This window comes from Acinetobacter sp. Marseille-Q1618 (assembly GCF_902809855.1).
In the GTDB taxonomy this organism is placed as follows: Bacteria; Pseudomonadota; Gammaproteobacteria; order Pseudomonadales; family Moraxellaceae; genus Acinetobacter.
On sequence record NZ_CADDWJ010000002.1, the window covers coordinates 1364375 to 1385689 of the forward strand.

At 37.8% G+C, this 21315-nt stretch carries 20 protein-coding genes and 1 riboswitch; of the genes, 10 read left to right on the forward strand and 10 right to left on the reverse strand.

Translation table 11 applies throughout. From position 1 onward, the window contains the following. Positions 1–80: 80 nt before the first annotated feature. The 4 genes from HUS24_RS13685 to HUS24_RS13700 form a co-directional block, all read right to left on the reverse strand. Entirely contained in the window at positions 81–779 is a 699-nt protein-coding gene (locus tag HUS24_RS13685; protein ID WP_173912476.1) for a DsbC family protein, read from the reverse strand. Between the two features lie 92 nt (positions 780–871). Beyond that, the gene (locus HUS24_RS13690; RefSeq protein ID WP_173912587.1) at positions 872–1207 is read right to left on the reverse strand and encodes a low molecular weight protein tyrosine phosphatase family protein; all 336 of its coding nucleotides are present in this window, start codon (positions 1205–1207) and stop codon (positions 872–874) included. A 55-nt stretch (positions 1208–1262) separates the two neighbouring features. After that, the gene (locus tag HUS24_RS13695; protein WP_173912477.1) at positions 1263–1841 is read right to left on the reverse strand and encodes a cob(I)yrinic acid a,c-diamide adenosyltransferase; all 579 of its coding nucleotides are present in this window, start codon (positions 1839–1841) and stop codon (positions 1263–1265) included. A gap of 404 nt (positions 1842–2245) precedes the next feature. Continuing rightward, positions 2246–4114 carry a TonB-dependent siderophore receptor gene (locus HUS24_RS13700; protein ID WP_173912478.1) on the reverse strand — a complete coding sequence of 623 codons (1869 nt, stop codon included), beginning with the start codon at positions 4112–4114 and terminating at the stop codon, positions 2246–2248. A 35-nt stretch (positions 4115–4149) separates the two neighbouring features. Next, a riboswitch (cobalamin riboswitch) is annotated at positions 4150–4356 on the reverse strand. 119 nt (positions 4357–4475) lie between these two features. Between HUS24_RS13700 and HUS24_RS13705 the strand changes: the two genes are divergently transcribed. The 8 genes from HUS24_RS13705 to HUS24_RS13740 all read left to right on the forward strand — a co-directional run bounded on the left by HUS24_RS13705 (position 4476) and on the right by HUS24_RS13740 (position 12087). Further along, positions 4476–5069 (forward strand): hypothetical protein, encoded by a 594-nt coding sequence (locus HUS24_RS13705; RefSeq protein ID WP_173912479.1) that lies wholly within the window; start codon positions 4476–4478, stop codon positions 5067–5069. Between the two features lie 145 nt (positions 5070–5214). Beyond that, complete coding sequence (locus HUS24_RS13710) at positions 5215–5856, forward strand: phosphoribosylanthranilate isomerase (protein ID WP_173912480.1); 642 nt, start codon at positions 5215–5217, stop codon at positions 5854–5856. Then, positions 5840–7093, forward strand: coding sequence for a tryptophan synthase subunit beta (gene trpB, locus HUS24_RS13715; RefSeq protein ID WP_173912481.1), 1254 nt, complete (start codon positions 5840–5842; stop codon positions 7091–7093). Before HUS24_RS13710 ends, trpB begins: the two co-directional genes overlap by 17 nt. Positions 7094–7368: 275 nt before the next feature. Then, entirely contained in the window at positions 7369–7878 is a 510-nt protein-coding gene (locus HUS24_RS13720) for a DUF1543 domain-containing protein (RefSeq protein WP_173912482.1), read from the forward strand. 86 nt (positions 7879–7964) lie between these two features. After that, entirely contained in the window at positions 7965–8507 is a 543-nt protein-coding gene (locus tag HUS24_RS13725; RefSeq protein ID WP_173912483.1) for a GNAT family N-acetyltransferase, read from the forward strand. Positions 8508–8714: 207 nt separating this feature from the next. Next, a complete protein-coding gene (locus HUS24_RS13730; protein WP_173912484.1) occupies positions 8715–10358 on the forward strand; it encodes a nitrite/sulfite reductase in 1644 nt (547 codons plus the stop codon). Further along, positions 10351–10836, forward strand: a complete 486-nt coding sequence (locus HUS24_RS13735; RefSeq protein WP_173912485.1) for a DUF934 domain-containing protein — start codon at positions 10351–10353, stop codon at positions 10834–10836. Before HUS24_RS13730 ends, HUS24_RS13735 begins: the two co-directional genes overlap by 8 nt. Before the next feature lie 264 nt (positions 10837–11100). After that, positions 11101–12087 (forward strand): diaminopimelate dehydrogenase, encoded by a 987-nt coding sequence (locus HUS24_RS13740; protein WP_173912486.1) that lies wholly within the window; start codon positions 11101–11103, stop codon positions 12085–12087. Positions 12088–12254: 167 nt separating this feature from the next. On the opposite strand, the gene HUS24_RS13745 is transcribed toward HUS24_RS13740, so the two are convergent. From HUS24_RS13745 to HUS24_RS13755, 3 genes are all read right to left on the reverse strand, one after another. Beyond that, on the reverse strand, positions 12255–12695 hold the full coding sequence (locus HUS24_RS13745) for a VOC family protein (RefSeq protein WP_173912487.1): 441 nt from the start codon (positions 12693–12695) through the stop codon (positions 12255–12257). A gap of 138 nt (positions 12696–12833) precedes the next feature. Further along, positions 12834–14009, reverse strand: a complete 1176-nt coding sequence (locus HUS24_RS13750) for a thiolase family protein (RefSeq protein ID WP_173912488.1) — start codon at positions 14007–14009, stop codon at positions 12834–12836. Between the two features lie 129 nt (positions 14010–14138). Then, a complete protein-coding gene (locus HUS24_RS13755) occupies positions 14139–14669 on the reverse strand; it encodes a GspH/FimT family pseudopilin (RefSeq protein WP_173912588.1) in 531 nt (176 codons plus the stop codon). A gap of 375 nt (positions 14670–15044) precedes the next feature. Between HUS24_RS13755 and omp38 the strand changes: the two genes are divergently transcribed. Together omp38 and HUS24_RS13765 are read left to right on the forward strand one after the other, a co-directional pair. Continuing rightward, positions 15045–16079 carry an outer membrane protein Omp38 gene (gene omp38 / locus HUS24_RS13760; protein WP_173912489.1) on the forward strand — a complete coding sequence of 345 codons (1035 nt, stop codon included), beginning with the start codon at positions 15045–15047 and terminating at the stop codon, positions 16077–16079. A gap of 116 nt (positions 16080–16195) precedes the next feature. Further along, positions 16196–16717, forward strand: coding sequence for a peptidase C39 (locus HUS24_RS13765; protein ID WP_254433862.1), 522 nt, complete (start codon positions 16196–16198; stop codon positions 16715–16717). A 439-nt stretch (positions 16718–17156) separates the two neighbouring features. Here the strand turns inward: HUS24_RS13765 and HUS24_RS13770 are convergent, their stop codons facing one another. The 3 genes from HUS24_RS13770 to HUS24_RS13780 form a co-directional block, all read right to left on the reverse strand. Next, a complete protein-coding gene (locus HUS24_RS13770) occupies positions 17157–18362 on the reverse strand; it encodes an RtcB family protein (RefSeq protein WP_173912491.1) in 1206 nt (401 codons plus the stop codon). Positions 18363–18773: 411 nt separating this feature from the next. Next, positions 18774–20237 (reverse strand): amino acid permease, encoded by a 1464-nt coding sequence (locus HUS24_RS13775; RefSeq protein ID WP_173912589.1) that lies wholly within the window; start codon positions 20235–20237, stop codon positions 18774–18776. Further along, entirely contained in the window at positions 20237–21271 is a 1035-nt protein-coding gene (locus tag HUS24_RS13780) for a class I SAM-dependent methyltransferase (RefSeq protein ID WP_173912492.1), read from the reverse strand. The genes HUS24_RS13775 and HUS24_RS13780 overlap by 1 nt, the downstream gene beginning before the upstream one ends. Positions 21272–21315 lie beyond the last annotated feature (44 nt).

The following is a 21315-nucleotide window of genomic DNA, read 5'->3' on the forward strand; positions in this document are numbered from 1 at the left end:
GAGTGACAAATTGCATATTTTATATATTATTTTACAACATGGAGAGTGATGATCACGCTCCATTATTTTATTTTAAACGACTATTTTAAAAGCGCTTCTAAGTCGGCTGCGCTACGAATACCCGAAATACGTGTTCCGTCTTTTAAGAAGAAGGTCGGTGTACCACTGATATCAAGTTGTTTGCCCAATGCTGCAATTTGGGGAATAGGTGAGGTACAATTGATGGCTTTATTCGGCTGCTTTTTATTCAGTGTATAATCAAGCCATGCTTGATACGGGTTTTTTGAACACCAAATTTGGTTAGAAATATTGACTGCATTTGGATGCAAAGATGGAATCGGATATAGGAATAAATACACGGTCAAGTTATCAATTTTTTGTATTTCATGCTCAAGTTTTTGGCAATACGGACAGTCAGGATCACTAAATAAATAGATCACCCGTTCGCCTTTACCTTTCACATGTTTAATGGCTTGATCTAAAGGCAGTTTTGCTATGTTAATTTTACTTAACGTTTGCATGCTTTCTTCAGTTAAGTTTTTTTGTTGTTTGAGATCAATCAAGTTTCCAACAAAAAAGTATTTTGCTTCATCCGTTGTATAGACAATACGCCCACCCATATACACCTCATAAATATCTTTAACAGGTGATGTTGTAACGGATTTAACAGGAATGTCAGGGAAGTTTTGTTTAAGATTTTGTTCAACGGTTTTGATATCTGCATGGCTTGCAGTGAGTGCAAAAAAACTAAGAGAAAGGGCAGTGAACCATGTTTTCATGATAAAGCTCGAAAATAGAATAGATTTATATAGGCTTAGTGGCAGTAAACAATATAGCTTATTCTTACAGTAAATAAAGCAATGCCACCAATTCAATACAGTGTATTTTCATCTAAATACGGCGTTACGACTGCTTGTAAAAGTTCGATTAATTCTTCATCCATATAATGATAATCATCAGGAATATCGAGCACGACAATCTTTTTGTGTTGTAGTTGTTGAGGAAATTTTTGTTTGATGTTCTGCTTGTGTTTATGTTCCATCACAAAAATCAGGTCAGCCCAAGCGATATCTTGGCTTGAAATAGTATGTTGAGCCTGTCTGCTTGTACCTGCAGAACGAGTAGAAATGCCATAACCTACTGCAAAGACCCGCTCAGCAGTAGGACTGCGCCATTGATTACGGCTACAAATAAATAGTGTTTTAATGGTATTTCCTTGATAACTTAAATGAAGAAAAACACCTTGTTATTTACTAAGTGTTTTAAATCGTTTCATTGATATTCTTTTGCCACAACACTTCACTACCACCTTCAGCACGTTGTAAGGTACGTGAGGCGACAAAGAACCAATCAGACAAACGATTGAGCAGTTGTAAAGCAGTAGCTTGAATATTTTGATCACGTGTATGTACAGTCATTAAACTTCTTTCTGCACGGCGACATACAGCACGTGCTTGATGGGCATAACTGCAAACAATCGTCCCTGATGGCAAAATAAAATCTTTAAGCATCGGTAACGCTTCATTCATATGATCAATTTCTTTTTCAAGAAACTCTACACAAAGTGGTTGCAGCATGGTGTAGTTAGGAATACAAACTTCACCGCCTAAATCAAATAACCAATGTTGGATCAAGCTTAAAGATTTGTCCCATTTGGCTTTATTTTCAATGTTGCTCAGTGCAATTTGAGAACGTAATACCCCCACAATCGAGTTGAGCTCATCGACATCACCTAATGCAGCAATGCGTAAGTCATCTTTGGCAACACGTGAGCCATCGCCCAAACCTGTGGTACCAGTATCTCCTGTACGGGTATAAATTTTACTTAAACGATGTCCCATGATGATTCCTTGAAAGTTTTATAAATTTTAAATCAAATATTAAAAAGAAGTTCGTGTTTAAAAAGGTATGTCAATCATATTTTACATTAAAATCTAAAATACCTATAAAATTAAAACTTAACGTAGTAGTGCTATCGCAGGCGACAAGGATGTCGCCGTTGGACAAGGGTGATATGGACATCCCCTTTGTCCAACAAAGGATTTTTGTTACTTTTATCCTTAAAAAGTAAGACATTGCCTACGCAAAATAAATTCTAATTTTGAAATATAAATGGGGCGGTGAAAAATAATATTCCACGGATTTCTTTGATAACTAAGTCAGCATACATTTTAGAATATCACCAAAATGATAATGCCTAGTGCTGACATTATCCTCAAAATTTTATCTACTTGCATGCAGCATTTTAGTACTTAAATGTCACACCCGCAGAAGCTAGACGACCACCATCCACATAGTAAATGCCAGGGTTATAGGATGCAGTTTTATATTTTACATCCCCGACATTTTCAACGTTGGCAAAGACTTTTACATTGGGATGTACATTCCAGTAACCGTTGAGGTCAACAGTGGCATAACCAGGTGTTTCTTGTAAGTAGTCTTTTGCTTTTGATTTTGCTGAGAATGACGCACTAATTCCATATGCTTCATTGTGTAACCCTGTGGTGAGGGTTAAGCTACGACGAGGACGACGAGTTAGCTCTTGATCTGTATCGTCATTCATGGCTTTGACGTAGTTAAATGCTGTCTTGAAGAATAGATCATCTTCTTGCCATTTTGCGTACCATTCACCGCCTTGCATTGAGGCTTTATCAATATTGATATTTTGGTAAATCGGGAAAGTATTCATCCAATCGCCATCACATACAGCTACGCATTTAGATTCAATTAAATGATCAATTTTGGTGTAATACGCTGAAATACCTGTAGAGATATTGTGGTTCAGCTTTTGATCGAGACCGATTTCATAAGAAATGCTTTCTTCTGGATCAAGTGCTGGATTGCCACCATAACCATACATGTCATTTAAAGTAGGTGCTTTAAATGCGCTACCAACATTGGCATATATGCTAGTAGTTGGTAGGATTTGATAACGAATTGCACCTTGCGCTACTGTGTGAGAGCCATATTTTTCATTGTCTTCAACACGAACACCAACTTGAGTATTTAAGCCATTGTTATTAAATTGGTGCTGAATGAAATAGCCAGTAGAGTCGACATTTTCATTATAAGGTGAACCATAAGACAGGACATCACCTTCTAGTTTTTGATGTGTCACACCCAGCAAAATATTTTGATGAGGTGTAAATTTCCAACGTGCGTTGAGTTCAGCTTCTTGTGTTGTGCTTTCAACAAAGTCAGCAGATTGATTTTGCTCAATTTCATCTTTAAATTGTGACAAACGTGTGTTTAGTTCTAGATTGTCCGTCACATTTAAACGACTACGCAAATTGATAATTTCATTTTTAAAATCTTGGGAAAGCAATGAACCATCATTGCGATAAGCATCGTAATAACTGTTGCCTTCATTTTGGTTATAATCTAATGAAAGCGCATAGTCCTTTTTGTCGACACCAAATTTAGCACTAAAACCTTTTTGATCATAAGACGCTGGTTGAATATTTGCACCTTTAAGGTCGGTGATTTTAGAACCATCAGTTTCTAGGCGTTGTCCACGAATTTGTGCATAAATGCCATCTTCCTTTAAATCTGCACCTACCACTGCTTTATAAGTAGATTGTTCACCGATTTCGCCTGTAACAAATGCCCCAGTTTTTTCAGGCGTTTTAGAAATAATTTGAACTACACCGCCAATAGCATCTGTTCCATATAAAACAGAAGCAGGTCCTTTGAGGACTTCAATTTGTTTAATGTCAGTGGTATCTAAAAATGACAATGATGCAGCACCCGTTGACGCTGTATTTAAGCGTGCGCCATCACGTAAAATCAGTGCATGTTCAGAGTTCGTTCCACGAATAAAAATAGAAGCTGTTTGACCAAAACCACCACTTTGCACCATGTTAATCGCTGCATCATTCATAAGTAAATGTGGTAATTCAGCAATTGGAGATTGGGCAACGATTTGTGGAGAAATAATATCAATACGTGCAGGGACATCTTCAATTTTTGTTTCAGAACGTGTCGCTGTAATCACCACAGGCGCTAAGGTGACAATATCCCCAGATGATTGCGTTTCTGCAAAAGTAGAACAACTAAATCCCATCGCAACAGCGATTGCACCTACAAGTGTTGTAGGTTTAAAAAAAGTAGACATGATATGCTCCATACATTCACCCCACGTGAATGATTGAGTTGAGAGGCACAACAAGCTGGTATCCGGACTTAAATATAGAATGTTTAACATTCCTCTTATTTCTACCTTCCCATACTGACGTACAGTGGCTTAAATTTAAAATTTAAACGAAATAAGATTCTTTATTACCGTTGCGGGGGCAGTGTTGGATTTGCACCAACTTCCCAAAGCCTAAGCTATAGACTTGCTGTATTGGCGCGAAGTATAGTTGTGGTGAAAAAAACTTACAAGATCAAGAAAAATACACTGCAGTGTTAGATGTGAAAATTAGTAATATATTCATCGCTTTTGATAAGCATACAATGGTTTTAGTGGGGCAAAAATGAAAGCAGTAGGAGTACATCTCGTTTGGTTATTGCTGATCTGTGCAGTGGCATATTCACAAAAAGAAGTCGTACTTGAACCGCAAGTACTTCCACCCACGCAGCCTCCTGTTGTAATCCACACGGCACAACCAACCCCCAAAGTTGAACTGCGTAAGCATCCACACTCAGCATCTGCATCAACACCTGAAATAACGCATCCCTCAGCAATGACAGCAAATCATTTTCAGGAAATGGAGGTGGCATTTCCTATAGAACCAAAGCAAAAAGTAAAAATTTCTCATATTAACAATGACATGATGGTATATGATTGTCAGGGACAGGCTGTTGAATTATTGCCACCTGATGCCAAACTTCGATTTATTGGGTATTGTCCTTATCTTGCGATTATTGGTCCAAATTCAGATATTCAGGCTGATCGTGTACATGTACTTAAAGTTTATGGACCAAGCACGCATGTTGCAGTGAATGCTGTGAATTTTATAGATGTGACAGCATCCGCCTCAAAAGTAGAATATAGCGGTGAGTTGGATAGCACTCAGCGCATTCAAACCAAAGTTTCAGGTCCTGGTTCAATTGTGCAAAGACGTTAGTCTAAATATTGCAAATAAAAATAAATTGTTTTTTGCATGGTGATCGTGTTCAGCAAACTATTGAAAATTGCTTTACAATGGCTGCGCTAAAATAGAGACAATATCTATATCTATTTTTATATAAAATGGAATTAAAGTTAAAACTATGCGAACACGTGCCAAAATTTGCGGAATCACGCGTATTGAAGATGTCCACGCTGCGGTAGATGCAGGTGTAGATGCAATCGGTTTTGTATTTTATGAACCGAGTCCACGTCATGTGACAGTGCAACACGCTCAACAATTGGTGAAACATATTCCTGCTTATGTCAGCATTGTGGGTTTATTTGTAAACGCAACCAGTGATGAAATCGCACAAGTTTTGGCAGAAGTTCCACTGGATATTTTACAATTTCATGGTGATGAAACTGCTGCACAATGTCAGCAAATTGCTAGAAAACACCAACGCCGTTGGTATAAAGCCATCCAAGTCAAACCTGATCTAGATGTGATTGCAGAGATTAAGCAATATCATCAAGCAGGCGCAAGTGCTATGCTGTTAGATGCTTGGCATCCTGAGCTTAAAGGTGGAACAGGGCATTGCTTTGATTGGGAAAAATTTCCAAAACTCGATATTCCTTTGATTTTGGCTGGTGGTTTAACACCTGAAAATATTGAAGATGCGATCAAGACAACGGATGCTTATGCAGTCGATGTCAGTGGCGGTGTAGAGTTCGCAAAAGGTATAAAAGACCAACAACTTATTCAACAATTTATGCAAGGAGTCCAACGTGGATCAGCACAGTAATCAACAAAATGATTTACAAGATCAAGTGATTGACTATACCCAATTTCCTGATGCAAAAGGGCATTTTGGTATCCATGGCGGACGTTTTGTATCAGAAACCTTGATGGCGGCTTTAGAAGATTTAGAAAATCTCTATAACCGCATGAAAACAGATGAAAAGTTCTTGGCAGAATTTGACCGTGATTTGGCATATTATGTGGGTCGTCCAAGTCCACTCTATCATGCTGAGCGTTGGTCGAAAGAGCTTGGTGGTGCGCAAATTTATTTAAAACGTGAAGACCTCAACCATACAGGTTCACACAAAGTAAATAACACCATTGGGCAAGCATTGTTGGCAAAGCTTTCAGGTAAAAAACGTATTATCGCAGAAACGGGTGCAGGTCAACATGGTGTAGCAACAGCGACTATCGCCGCACGATTAGGGATGGAATGCGTGGTGTACATGGGCGCAGAAGACGTCAAACGTCAAGCCATGAATGTATATCGTATGCGTTTGTTAGGTGCAAGAGTTGTCCCTGTAGAAAGTGGCTCTAAAACTTTAAAAGATGCATTAAATGAAGCAATGCGTGATTGGGTGACCAATGTTGACTCAACCTATTATGTGATTGGTACTGTGGCAGGTCCGCATCCCTATCCACAATTGGTGCGTGATTTCCAATCGATCATTGGGCGTGAAGCACGTAAGCAAATTTTAGAACAAGCAGGTCGTTTACCTGATGCACTTGTGGCATGTGTCGGTGGTGGCTCAAATGCGATGGGCTTATTTTATCCATTCTTAAACGATCAAGATGTTAAAATCTATGGTGTGGAAGCAGCAGGCTATGGCATTGAAACAGGCAAGCATTCAGCACCATTAAATGCAGGTCATGTCGGTGTATTACATGGTAACCGTACTTACCTGATGTCAGATGAGCAAGGTCAAATCATTGAAACACATTCAATCTCTGCGGGTCTAGATTATCCAGGCGTAGGTCCTGAACATAGTTTTTTAAAAGACATGCATCGTGTGGATTATGTACCGATTAACGATACAGAAGCTTTGCAAGGTTTCCGTGATTTAACCCAAATTGAAGGGATTATTCCTGCGCTAGAAAGTTCGCATGCCATGGCATACGTGACCAAACTGGCACCCACACTGTCGAAAGATCAAATTATTATTGCGACTGTTTCAGGTCGTGGTGATAAAGACTTAATGACCGTTGCACGTATTGATGGCGTGGAAATGGTGGATATGTAACATGCTTGCATAGCCCTTTCTTTCGAGAAAGGGCTTGTTGAGTAAAGAAAAAATACTCAAGTAATATTTTAAAACCAATAAAAATGATAATAATAAGAAGTATCTTGTTAGTATTTTGAAAAATAATGATTTTTATATTTTAGTCCAGTTGTTCTGATTTTTAAATTTCAAATATTTGGTAGGTCTTAGTCATTCATTTTCTAGATCATGCATTATGATCATTGCATAGATTGGTTTTATTATGAATATATACAAACTTTGATTGAGAGAAATATATGTCGAGTTTATTCATTGTCATGCTTGGTGGTCGTCATGCACGCGCCAATACCGAAGTTCATGATGTAGTACTTGCCATTGGTGATGCTCTGGAAGAGATCTACCCGCAACTGAAAAATGCTTGGTTTGGTGAGCCAGAAGGCTTACATATTGATGCGTGGGCAAAGTTACAAGGCTTAACGTTTGAAAATAAAAAATATCGGATTCAATTTACCGATGCAGCACCTAATCAAGCCGATCAAAAGTTATGGCTGATCAATTTAGGTGGCTATGATGCACGTGAATTTGGCGAGTTACATCGTTATGTTTTGATCGTTGCACAAAATGCCATGGTTGCCAAAGAAAAAGGCAAACAGCATTTTGCACGTCATTGGCAAAAATCACATACCGATCGTGTTTTGGACGTAGATGATTGTATTGCGATTGATCATGTGCATGGACGTTATGTGCAATTGATCGAAGCTGAGTTTGAACAAGGGCAATGGGAAAATACCTATTTAAGAATTTAAATAGAGGTTAACTATTCTGCCTATTTCATGATTGTGCAAACATGACACTTTAAACTCAAGCGTAAATAGTCCTAATCGGGTGGACGATGGATATTCAACTGATTGAAGAGTTTAAGTTAAGCCATGATTTAAAAACACAAATTGCAGAACTATTAAAAATTTGTTTTCCTGATGCATGTTTTTATGGGCGAACCTATTTTAAACAACTGCCGCATTATCGTTTGATTCTAAGCGTAGATCAGCAACTGGTCGGACAGCTTGCTTTGGATTATCGTGTGATGCGTTTGGATCAACAGCCGATTTATGTCTTAGGGCTGATTGATTTTGCCATTCATCCACACTATCAAAATCAAGGTTACTCCAAGTTATTAATTCGTGCCTTAGAGCATATGGTTGCTAAGTTTGAGCAAAATATTGACTTTTTACTGCTGACCACCAAGCAACCTGAGTTTTATCGAAAATTAGGCTTTCATACGACAAATCAGACTGTGCAATGGTTGGCGATCGAGCATTTAAAAAACTATGGTATACAAGAGCAATATATTGAAAATGAGCTGATGTATAAACGTATTTGTCAGAAAAAATGGTCTGAACAGTCGGTCTTAGACATGTTGGGATATTGGTATTAAGTGTTTAGCATAAAAAAAGATAAGCAATGATTAAAAATATAAATACTTAAATAAGCTTAAGCTAAATCGCTGTAAAGCCTATAAAATCGAACAGTACAATGCTCTTATCAATAAAACCGCTATGAAATATGTAAAAAACGCATTTCGTTGATAGATCAATACTCGTTATATTGTGCGTCGTTATAATGAAACTACTAGCCGTACGCCATGTATTTATATACTGATTTTGACCAGCAATTGGTGAATGAACGTGTTGCACAATTCCGTGATCAAACGGAACGTTATCTTGCGGGTAAACTCACTGAAGATGAGTATCGCCCACTTCGTCTGCAAAATGGTTTATATGTTCAGCGTTATGCGCCGATGTTGCGTGTCGCTGTGCCTTATGGTTTGATGAACTCTAAACAATTACGCAAAATTGCAGCATTGGCACAAGAGTTTGACCGTGGTTATGCACATGTCTCTACGCGTCAAAACATTCAGTTTAACTGGCCTGCGCTAGAAAATGTACCTGATATGTTGCAAGAATTAGCCACTGTTCAAATGCATGCCATCCAAACCTCAGGAAACTGTATTCGTAATACTACAACGGATCAATATGCAGGTGTAGTGGCAGGTGAAATTGCTGACCCACGACCAACTTGTGAGTTGATTCGTCAATGGTCAACGTTTCATCCTGAGTTTGCATTCTTACCACGTAAGTTCAAAATCGCTGTTTCTGCATTAGAAGAAATTGATCGTGCAGCAACATCGTTCCATGACATTGGTGTGTATTTAACACGTAATGCTGCGGGTGAGTTGGGTTATAAAATCAAAGTAGGCGGTGGTTTAGGGCGTACTCCAATCATTGGTAGCTTTATCCGTGATTTCCTACCACGTGAAGATTTGATTGCTTATCTAGAAGCAGTGCTTCGTGTTTATAACTTACATGGTCGTCGTGACAATAAATATAAAGCACGAATCAAGATTTTAGTTAAAGCATTAACACCAGAAGTTTTTGCTGAAAAAGTTGAAGCCGAATTTGCACATACCATTAAAACTTTAAAAATTGATGCGGAAACTTTGAAGAAAATGGATGAGGAATTTACGCCATTTGACTATCAAGATTATGCGGATGAAGATTTTAGTGAGTTGTTTGCACAACATCCTAAATTTAAACAATGGTTTAATATCAATACCAATACGCACAAAGTAAAAGGCTATCGTATCGTCACGATTTCGCTAAAACGTGCAGGCGTTGCGCCAGGTGATATGACCACTGAAGAAATGAATTTGATCGCAGAGCTTGCGGATAAATATACCTTTGGTGAGCTGCGTACCACACACGAACAAAATATTGCGCTTGTTGATGTGCCACAAAAAGATTTGTTTGAATTGTGGCAAATCCTTGAAAAGAATAATCTTGCACGTGCACACATTGGTTTTATTACCGATATTATTTGCTGTCCAGGTGGTGATTTCTGTTCATTGGCAAATGCAAAATCGATTCCAATTTCAGAAGCTATTTCACGTCGTTTTGATGATTTAGATACTATTTATAACTTAGGTAAATTGGATCTCAATATCTCGGGCTGTATGAATGCTTGTGGTCACCACCATGTCGGTAATATCGGTATTTTGGGTGTTGACAAAAAAGGTGCTGAATTCTACCAAATCACTTTGGGTGGCAATGCAGACCATGATGCTTCGATTGGTGATATTTTAGGACCTTCATTTGCTGCGGAACGTGTGCCAGATGTGGTGGAAGAGATTTTAAATACTTATCTTGATCTTCGTAGCGAAGGTGAAGAGTTTATCGAAACTTATCGTCGTGTCGGCATTCAACCATTTAAGGAGCGTGCATATGCTTAATACAGCACTACAAGTCCTCTCTAAAGATGGCACGATCGCAGAGAACACCTATCAAATTATTGCTGAAGATGGGGTATTGCCACAAGGCGATGTGCTTTTGACTGTGGAGCAGTTGGATCAAATCTCCAATGTTTCAGGTAAAAAAGCCTTATTTCTTACGGTTGATGCTTCACCTGAAACCAATACATTTCCACTTGATCAGTTAGATGCGATTTTTATTGATTTTGCTGGTTTTAATGATGGACGTGGTTATTCATTTGCTGCATTACTGCGTCGCCAAGGTTATCAAGGTGAGCTACGTGCAACGGGTGATGTATTCAAAGATGTATTGAATTACATGAAACGTGCTGGTTTTGATACTTTTGTGATTAAAGAAGGCAAAGATATCCAAGAAGCTGCTGCAGGTTTAGCTGATTTTACCAATCCTTATCAAGCATCAACTGCGGTTGCTCACGCAAGCTATCAAACGGGTGCTTGAAAAGTTTAAAATTTACCTAAGTAAAATCAAAAGCCTGCATCATGCAGGCTTTTTTTATTTGAATAAGTAGAAAATTAAAAATTATATCTATATGTTTTATAATAAATTAATTTAATGTGTTATGGTGTGGATAGTTTATGTCGACAGTAATCCAGAATTATGATCTGGATGGGAAGACATAAATTATCAGTTAAATAAATGCTATATCGCATTTCTATATACTTATTTGTTTTGAGTTTTTTTATTCATAAGTGACATTGTTTTATGCAAAATTCTATTCGTATTGGTATTGCAGGCTATGGCAACCTTGGGCGTGGCGTTGAAACTGCGATTCAGAAAAATCCAGATTTACAATTGGTAGGTATTTTTACGCGTCGTGCACCACAAACAGTTTCTCCATGTTTTGCTGAAACTGCTGTTTTTCATATGGATTCACTTGCTGATTTTAAAGACAAGATTGATGTACTGATTCTATGTGGCGGCTCCAAAGATGATTTACCACAGCAAGGTCCAATCTTGGCAAGCCAATTTAATACGGTAGATAGTTTTGATACACATGCCCGTATTCCTGAATATTATGCTGCAATGGATGCGCCTGCGACAGCGAATAAGAAAACAGCCATGATTTCGATTGGTTGGGATCCAGGGATGTTCTCGATTAACCGTTTGTTTGGTGAAGCGTTATTACCCGATGGTGAAACTTATACATTTTGGGGGAAAGGTTTAAGCCAAGGACATTCTGATGCGATTCGCCGAGTTGAAGGCGTGAAAGCAGGCGTGCAATATACGATTCCCTCTAGCACAGCGATTGAACAAGTGCGCAGTGGGGCTCGACCGACATTAACCACCAAAGACAAGCATCAACGTGAATGTTATGTGGTGCTTGAAGATGGGGCAGATGCGGCAATTGTAGAACAAACAATTATCACAATGCCTGATTATTTTGCAGACTACCATACGACTGTAAACTTTATTGATGAAGAAACTCTGAAAAAAGATCATCAAAAAATGCCACATGGTGGTTTTGTGATTCGCAGTGGTAATACCAGTGATAAACATAATCAAGTTGTCGAATTTTCATTAAAACTTGAAAGTAATCCTGAGTTTACAGCGAGTGTGTTGGTTGCTTATGCACGCGCGTGCTACCGTCTAAATCAAATGCAGCAATATGGTGCAAAGACAGCATTTGATGTTGCACCGGGTTTGCTATCAATGAAAACACCTGAACAATTGCGTAAAGAGTTACTCTAAAATATTGCTAAATGCGTAAAGCAAAGCCGAATGGAAATTCGGCTTTTTTATTTTCTTCGTATGGGACTGATTGCTATTTATTGGGTAGTTTTCAAATATTGATCTTTAGATATTTGAAGATAAAAGTAGTCTGATTCAGCACCATTTTTTTATTTAAAAATAAACCCTTAAAGCTGACAGTTTATCATCCATTTAATTCCAAATTGGTCGCTAAAAGTGCCATAAAGAGCACCCCAGAATGTTTGTTGCAAAGGCATTTCAATTTGACCATTTCCAGATAAAGCCGTAAATAAACGCTGTGCTTCGGCTTGCTCATCGGCGTCAAGATTGATAGAAATATAATGGTTTGTACCGACAATAAAAGGCGTGTTGTTCTGTGCGCAGAACTGATCATTGATATCTGAGCCCATTAAAACTGTAAAATCATTGATTGGAAGAGAAATGTGCATGATTTTTTCACGATCTTGTTCTGATAATTGCACCTCATTTTCAACAGGAAGATCACGATAACGCATGACATTTAAGAACTCTCCACCAAAAACTGATTTATAAAAATTAAAAGCTGCTTCAGTTGTTCCTTCAAAATTTAAATAATGATTGAGTTGCATCCTGAGATCCATTTTTTGTTTTGAAGAAAATAATCTAACAGTTATACGTTTAAAATTTGATGAATAAAATGTAATGATCAAAAATAAAAAATCCCTCAAGATTGAGGGATTTTAGTGTTAAGTTTTATAACCTTAAAATTATAAAATTTCGACGGCAACAGCAGTTGCTTCGCCACCACCAATACATAGTGCGGCAATACCTTTTGTACCACCTGTACGTTTAAGTGCATGTATTAACGTTAAAATAATACGTGAACCTGTAGAGCCGACAGGATGACCCAAGGCACAAGCGCCACCATTAATATTAACTTTTTCTGCGTCTAGCTTGAACTCATCAATTGGACACATGGTCACCATTGCAAATGCTTCATTGATTTCCCATAAATCAACATCTTGCACATCCCAACCTGTTTTATTCAGGACTTTTTGAATGGCACCTACTGGCGCAATTGTAAATTCAGAAGGGTGTTGTGAATTTGAAGCATAAGCTATAATTTTTGCTAAAGGTTTTAAGCCTTTTTCAGATGCATATTCCGAAGAAGTCAACACTAAAGCAGATGCGCCATCGGAAATCGAACTTGCATTGGCAGCTGTAATGGTTCCGTCTTTTGCAAAAGCAGGGCGTAAAGTTGGAATTTTTTCAATATTGGCATTAAAAGGTTGTTCATCTTTGTCAATAATGACATCGCCTTTACGACCTGAAACTGTGACAGGAACGATTTCATCTGCAAAATAGCCTTCATTGATAGCATTTTGTGCACGTTTTAATGAGCGAATGGCAAACTCATCCATTTGTTCACGGGTATAGTCTTTGGTATTTGCCATGTCTTGTGCAAATGATCCCATGAGACGACCTGTTTCAGCATCCTCTAAACCATCAAAGAACATATGGTCTTTTACTTCGCCATGCCCCATGCGAAACCCACCACGTGCTTTTGGCAGTAAATAGGGTGCATTGCTCATAGACTCCATACCACCAGCAACAATGACCTTAGTAGAACCTGCTTTAATTGCATCAGCAGCTTGCATCACAGCTTTCATCCCAGAACCACAAAGTTTGTTAATAGTCACAGCGCCTGTTGTATCAGGAAGTCCAGCTTTACGCATTGCTTGACGGGCAGGGCCTTGCTTTAAACCAGCAGGTAGAACACAACCCATGATCACTTCTTCAACATCAGTAGGTTGTAAGCCTGCACGTGCAACAGCTTCCTTGATTACAGTTGCACCAAGGTCAGGTGCAGTTACACTTGCTAAGCTGCCTTGGAATCCGCCCATTGCAGTACGGGCACCATTGACAATTACGATGTCTGTCATTGTTCTAATCTCCACATTCTTTTATGTTAAATAAACTTGGTCTTATGCAGTATATGAAAAAAGATATAAGAATAAAGTGGCTTATTTATAGAATTGTGGACTGTAGAGATCAATTTCATTCTTAAAAATTTAGCATGTTGCTGTCGGTTCTTGTTTTAAATGTGCCATTTGTCCCATTCTAAAACGTAAATGTAGGCTTGGATCATCTAAACTACAATAATAAAAACTACCTGGAGATCCTCTAGGTAAGCCAGTATCTGATTGAAAAGCTAATAATTTTTGATGGGTAATGCTGCCAGCCCATTTTAAAGAACCATATTTAAACTGGGTTTTTGTTTGTTGTAATATGGGCTCATTGCTATCACGTTGTTTATTATTGTTTTTGTCTATGAAAATAAGAATAGCTGCATTCCATTGATCATTTTGACAAGATTCAAGATCAGAGCTGGAGCAAATAATAATTGTATTATGATGTAAAACAGCACTATTTTTTGCAAATTTTATATGTTGATCAAGTAAAGGAAAAATATTTTTTCGTTCGTTTTCTTGCAGTGTATGAAGAAAATATGGAGTTGCTATAAGAGCAATAATACCGATAATACAGACACAAACGACGAGTTCAACTAAGGTTAAACCGTATTGTTTACAATATAAGTACATGTTTAATTCAACTTTAATTTTTTATGTTTATGAATTTAAATATTTTTCTATTTATTTACACAGTAACAGACAAGTTTGTAAAATATGTATTACTATCGTATTGTTTTGCTGTTAAAATAAAGTTATTGCAAAGAGTAAGGTATTCACAAAGATAATCGAGTAAAAATTTACCGAATTACAACGGAAATTGTAAGTAATTTTGTCAATAATGAGCTTGATTAAAGTTATCAAGCACTTGGAAAAACTCTCAAGTGTTTGTATGATTCAACGTGAGTAGCTTAAAAATAATACTGGGGTATATAGAAAGCTTATCTCAGGAAGCCAAAAAATTTTAGGCTGAGTTTGAACAACAATTGTTATCTCTGGAGGATATCCATGAAATTGAGTCGTATCGCACTTGCTATGCTTGTTGCTGCGCCATTAGCTGCTGCTAACGCTGGTGTAACTGTAACCCCATTATTGGTTGGTTATACTTTCCAAGACACTGAGCACAACAACCGTAACTTAACAGATAGCCATGAATTACAAGATGACTTATTTGTTGGTGCAGCTCTTGGTGTTGAATTAACTCCATGGTTAGGTTTTGAAGCTGAATATAACCAAGTGAAAGGTGATGTAGATCCTAACGCTGGTGAATATAAACAGAAACAAATCAATGGTAACTTCTATGTTACTTCTGACTTGATCACTAAAAACTATGACAGCAAAATCAAACCTTATGTATTATTAGGTGCTGGTCACTATAAATACGAATTTGATGCTCCTGCATTAGCATATCGTGACGGTGAAGAAGGTACTCTAGGTAATGCGGGTGCAGGTGTTTTCTGGCGCTTGAATGATGCTTTATCTCTTCGTACAGAAGCTCGTGCAACGTATAACATCGATGAAGACTTCTGGAACTATACAGCACTTGCTGGTCTTAACGTAGTTCTTGGTGGTCACTTGAAACCTGCTGCGCCTGTAGTAGAGGTTGCTCCAGTTGAGCCTGTTGCTCCTACTCCTGTAGCGCCAGCGCCACAAGAGATTACTGAACCACTTAACATGGAACTTCGTGTATTCTTTGATACAAACAAATCAAATATCAAAGCACAATACAAACCAGAAATCGCTAAGGTTGCTGAGAAGTTAAATGAGTTCCCGAATGCGACTGCTCGTATTGAAGGTCACACAGATAATACTGGTCCACGTAAGTTAAACGAACGTTTATCTTTAGCACGTGCTAACTCTGTTAAATCTGCACTTGTAAGCGAATTCAACATTGATGCATCTCGTTTGTCTACTCAAGGTTTCGCTTGGGATCAACCGATTGCTGACAACAAAACTAAAGAAGGTCGTGCTATGAACCGTCGCGTATTCGCTGCGATCACTGGTAGCCGTACTGTTCTTGCTCAACCAGAAGCTGCTCAATAATTGAGTTACTTTTAGTGAGTAGAAAAAACGACTCTTCGGAGTCGTTTTTTTATGTAAGTTATTCGAAGATAATACAGTTCTCGGTTGGAATATATAAGTGAAAGCTAGCGATGAGCATGCCTGATGAAATTTTGAACTTATCATCAAATTGTGGTGTATTTACATTGTGGTGTGTGATTCGGCAATACGGATTGGATATTTCACCTACTCAATTGATTGAATTGTCTAAACACGATGCTGAGGATGGTACCTTTACTATTGGTTTAGCTGTCGCATTGTATAAGTTAGGCTTTGATATTTCTTTTTATACAGATATAGATCCGCATCAGCATGTTAAAGAGCAAGATGCATACTTTGAAGCAGGGCAATTAGCAATTCCTATTTTACCTGCTTTAAGTTATCAGGCGATTCAGTATGAAATAGAAAATAATCAAGCATTGGTCATTGTCTTCTATGATGATTTGGATGGCGTGGGAAATCATTCATTGGTGTATAGCATTGAAGAGGATGAAATTTGGTTTTTTGATAGTTTGGAGTCAATGTCTCGACAAGTTTTTGAACAACAGCGTCGGGCAGAAGGTATTTGCCAACAAGCAATAGTGATTCATTGTTATCATACGGTTGAAAGATTGAGTTAAGAGAATATTGGCAAGCAGTACTTAAACCCTAAAAATAATTTAATATTTATTTTTTAGTGAGTATGAACCTATATTTTATTGAAAAATTTAAATAAATTTGTGTGCGTGATACTGCTTTTAAGAATCATCAATATAATCTGTAAGCTTATAAAAATGCTGTATTGGCTATAAAAAACAATATTTTACAATAATTTAGGATATTTTTGATTAACCGTAACATTCATAGCGTCGAACCTCATAGTAGCACTCGCATAAAATTATGATAAAAAGTAATTCCCATTAATTTTATTTCAAAGATCGCTATAAGTTCAAGAAAGAATTCAATAGGTTGGTCTATTGAATTCTTATTGTGAAGACTAAAAGGCATACTGTATGTGCATAATTGCTTTTACATATACATTAAAATTCAAAAAGTTAGATGTTTTATTTACCCTTAGTTTTAACCTTTAACGCACATCACTTGTTTGAGGGTGTGAACCACCTCAATTAAGTCAGTTTGATTTGCCATCACTTCATCGATATCTTTATAGGCACTCGGAATTTCATCCACGACACCTTTATCTTTACGACATTCAATTCCTTGTGTCTGTGCAATCAAGTCTTGCTGATTAAATAGGTTTTTGGCTTTACTGCGACTCATACGACGACCTGCACCATGTGAACATGAGCAAAAGGAATCAGGATTGCCTTTGCCCTTCACAATAAATGATTTCGCTCCCATTGAACCTGGAATAATGCCGTATTCATCTGTGCCAGCACGAATTGCACCTTTACGAGTGACAAAAACATCTTCACCAAAATGAAGTTCTTTTTGCACATAATTATGATGACAATTGATAGCCTCTTTGGTCATTTGAAAACTTGGTAATAATGGGCGAATCGCTTCTAAAATTAGACGCATCATTTCACGTCGGTTTTCATACGCATATTCTTGTGCCCATTCTACCGCTTCAAAATAATCATCAAAACTGTTTGAACCTTCAGCAAAATAAGACAAATCTTTGTCAGGTACATGTCCAAAACGGCTTTGGGCTTCTTTCTTGGCACGTTCAATAAAGTACGTACCAATCACATTGCCTAGTCCTCGGCTACCTGAGTGTAACATCACCCAAACATCATTATTTTCATCTAAACAGAGTTCGATAAAATGATTACCACCACCGAGCGTGCCAATCTGCTTTTGCCATGTTGAATCAAAATGACGCAACATACGTTTTAGGGCAGGGTGTTTATCGGTGATCAGTTTTAAACGTTTGTCCAGTGGTGCGAGAGTCGAAGCTTTGGCTTTAATTTGCTTATGCATTTCAAAACCAACAGGTACTTTACGCTCAATAGCATTACGTAAGGTGCTTAAATTATCTGGCAATTGTTCTGCTTTTAAACTTAAACGCATCGCATTCATACCGCAGCCAATATCCACACCGACTGCCGCAGGAATAATGGCGTTTTTGGTCGGAATGACACTACCGACTGTTGCACCTTTACCTAAATGCACGTCTGGCATCACCGCAATATGAGAGTGAATAAACTGTAATTGCGCCATTTTGCGCAATTGGGTCATGCTTTCTTCATCGACATCGTTGGTATAGATTTTTACAGGAACGCCATAATCTGCTTTAGCGTTCAAAATTTTTTGTATGCCCATTTGAATTTCTCTAAGCAATTTTATATTTGTCCGAATATTCTTTTGCCTTGTATTTTTAGGCATAAAAAAACCTAGCGAATGCTAGGTTAAGAATCTTGGCATTCGGACACTTTAGTGAGCAAGTGTCCGTGAGTGACATCTTGCTGTATTAGTTTGTGTTGTTTTCCAATGTCAGCATGTTGATGTCCTCCTATAAAATCTTTTTGGAAAAGATGGATCGAATGTGGCGCTATTTTAGGTAATAAAAATACGCTGTCAAGATCAATTTATGATTTATTTTTTAATTTTTAAATGAGTTTTGAATTTTATAATTATTAAGATATTGATTATTTATGAATATTTTTAATTTGAAATATTCATTCAGCCATAAAAAAGCCCTATCGAAATAGAGCTTAATGTATGCAGATTTTATTAGGCTTTATCTTCATCCATTGGTTTTACATCCATTTCTTGATAAGAAATGAGCTTGGTTTTATGTTTCCATTTATAACCAAGCCAAATAGTTAAGAATAATGGAATACTGATATATGTTGATAAAACACCCAACCAATCACCATCAAGAACAGCTTGATAGTTTTGTCCAAGCACCACAATGGTACATAGAATAAAAGCAAACCATGGTGCGAATGGGAAGAATTTTGCGGTATAAGCTAAATCTTCAAGTTTATAACCTTGTGCTAAATAACCTTTACGGAAACGATAATGTGAAATCGCAATCCCTAACCAGACGATAAAACCACACATTCCAGACATGTTCAGTAACCAAGTAAAGACTTGATTCTCACCAATAAATGTCGTTAAAAAACAGAATGCAGCAATAAACGTAGTGGCATAAAGGGCATTCATCGGAACACCACGCATATCTAATTTGGCAAACCATTTAGGCGCACGACCTTGGCGTGCCATATCAAATAACATACGTGTTGATGAGTACATGCCTGAGTTTCCTGCAGATAAAATTGCAGTTAAAATCACGGCATTCATCAAGCCTGCTGCGAATGCTAAGCCTGCTTTTTCATAGAGTAGGGTAAATGGTGAAAGGGTAATATTACCATCGCCTTCAGCAGCAAGTTGTAGACTTGGGTCTGTATATGCAACCAATGTTCCAATAATGAAAATACACAAGATATAGAACAGTAAAATACGCCAGAAAATCTGTTTAATGGCAATCGGGATAGTTTTTTTCGGATCTTTGGATTCCCCCGCAGCAACCCCAACCATTTCAGTACCTTGGAACGAGAATCCAGCAATCATGGCAACACCAACCAGTGCTTGGAAGCCCCCAACAAAAGGTGCTTCTCCAATCGTCCAGTTTTTGGTCACAGACTGGGTTGGATCTAACATGATTTTACCAATCATGAATAAACCAATGACAATGAAGAAAATAATGGCAATCACTTTAACAAGTGAAAATAAAAATTCACTCTCACCAAAACCTTTGACCGTTAAGGCATTGATACAGAAGATGATTGCAAGGAAGATCGCACTCCACCACACACCCGGTATATCAGGAAACCAAAATTTCATGATGAATTGGACAGCAACCAATTCAAATGCAACGGTAATTGCCCAGTTATACCAATAGTTCCAACCTAGTGCAAAACCAAAACCTTCTTCGACATATTTATTTCCATAGGTAAAAAATGCGCCTGAAGTTGGGTTATGTGTTGCAAGTTCCCCTAAACTGGTCATCAAGAAATAAATCATGACACCAATCAAGGCATAGGCAAGTAATGCACCGCCGGGACCTGCTGTCGCAATCGTTTGACCTGATGCTAGAAATAAACCTGTGCCAATCGAACCGCCAATAGCGATCATATTTAAATGTCGAGCGCCGAGCTTACGCTTGAGTTGTGGATGATCTGTTCCGCTCATCATGCTTCCTTAAGGTTTTTTTGAGTGTTGGCAAACAACACCTTAAAACCTTGTTGATCTGCTTTGGTCGTACATTGACCAAAACTTTGTTCAATAAGTAATGGGTAATTTAGAAAGCGGTTTGCCACAATCCATAATTCGCCACCTGATTTTAAATGTCGTCTTGCACTTTTGCATAAATTTTCACTGGCATTGTAATCGGTCTGTATGCCTTGATGAAATGGTGGATTACTGACGATGGCGTGCAAAAATAAAGGTGCATCATCAATCCCTGTGACCGCTTTAATTTCAAGTTGTTCTAAAGGTAGATTATTTTTTTCAAACGTCATTTGGGTGGATGCTAAAGCAAAAGCATCAACATCTAAAGCAAAAATACGATTTTTAGGATTTATTTTAGATAAATAGGCACTGATCACGCCTGCACCACAACCAAAATCAGCAATTTTGCCTGAAGTTACTTGTGATAAATACGGCAACAATACTGCAGTACCGACATCTAAACGGTTTTGGCTAAAAACACCAGGAAGGGCGCAGATACTAAGTTCACCTGCTGGTGTGGTCACTGAATAGTGTTGTACCCATTCTGCTAATGTTTTGGCTTTAATAGTTTTATCTGTTGTGAGTTGCCACATTTGACAATGTCGAGCACTATCTAATTTGATGGCATATCCAAAGGGCTGTAGTTGTTTTGCAGCACGTTCAACCCCGCCTTTTTTCTCACCGACAAGAAAAATGGTTGAGCCAATCGCAAGACGACTGACTAAATTGTGCAATATATAATTGAGTAATTCTTTGGACTTTGGCACGAACACAATAGCTTGATCAAAATCTTGTTCAGGAACATCTGTGCCAAAATGAACCTGAGCATTTAGATTTTGGAAATATTGAAATTCATTAAAATTCCACGTCCAAATGCGGGCTTCGATGTCATGAGCTAAATTTGAAAGTAAGTCATCCGTTGGTGCATTCACCAATAATACACGTCCAGAAAGATAGTCATGCTGTCGAATGACAACTTCACTGCTTGGCTCCATATTCACCATCCATCATAAAAATTTAAAAAGGTATGTTTTCATTC